Genomic DNA, 1,030 nt, shown 5'->3' on the forward strand with positions numbered 1-1,030 from the left:
GTCCGCGGGGGCGGACGAGTAGGACGCGTGCAGCGGGGGGTTGTGGATCAGGGAGAATGGGCGCCATGAGCGTTCGTACCCAGTCATCCGAGCAGCCCACCGAAGCTGTCCACCGGGCCGGCTTCGCCTGCTTCGTGGGCCGCCCCAACGCGGGCAAGTCCACCCTCACGAACGCTCTGGTCGGGCAGAAGGTGGCGATCACCTCGAACCGGCCGCAGACGACGCGGCACACCGTGCGGGGCATCGTGCACCGGCCGGACGCCCAGCTGGTCCTGGTGGACACGCCGGGGCTGCACAAGCCGCGCACGCTGCTGGGGGAACGGCTGAACGACGTGGTACGGACCACGTGGGCCGAGGTCGACGTGATCGGCTTCTGTCTGCCGGCCGACCAGAAGATCGGGCCCGGTGACCGGTTCATCGCCAAGGAACTGGCCGGGATCAAGAAGACGCCCAAGGTCGCGATCGTCACCAAGACCGACCTGGTGGACTCCAAGGCCCTCGCCGAGCAGCTGATCGCGGTCGACCGGCTGGGCGAGGAGCTGGGGATCACCTGGGCGGAGATCGTGCCCGTGTCGGCCACGGCCGGCAAGCAGGTAAACCTGCTCGCCGATCTGCTGGTCCCGCTGATGCCGGAGGGGCCGGCGCTGTACCCCGAGGGCGACCTGACGGACGAGCCGGAGCAGGTGATGGTGGCCGAGCTGATCCGGGAGGCTGCGCTGGAGGGTGTGCGGGACGAGCTGCCGCACTCGATCGCGGTGGTGGTCGAGGAGATGCTGCCACGCGAGGACCGCCCGGCGGACAAGCCGCTCCTCGACATCCACGCCAACGTGTTCATCGAGCGGCCGAGCCAGAAGGGCATCGTCATCGGCCCCAAGGGCAAGCGTCTGAAGGAAGTCGGGATCAAATCCCGCAAGCACATCGAGGCGCTGCTGGGGACGCCGGTGTTCCTGGACCTCCACGTGAAGGTCGCGAAGGACTGGCAGCGGGATCCGAAGCAGCTGCGGCGGCTCGGCTTCTGAGGTCCTTGCCC

At 68.8% G+C, this 1,030-nt stretch carries 1 protein-coding gene; it reads left to right on the forward strand.

Going from position 1 to position 1,030, the window contains the following annotated elements:
* Nucleotides 1-65 precede the first annotated feature (65 nt).
* Nucleotides 66-1,019 (forward strand): GTPase Era, encoded by a 954-nt coding sequence (gene era, locus C1I97_RS37800; protein WP_181447106.1) that lies wholly within the window; start codon nucleotides 66-68, stop codon nucleotides 1,017-1,019.
* Nucleotides 1,020-1,030 lie beyond the last annotated feature (11 nt).

Source organism: Streptomyces sp. NTH33 (assembly GCF_003236365.1).
Lineage (GTDB): Bacteria > Actinomycetota > Actinomycetes > Streptomycetales > Streptomycetaceae > Streptomyces.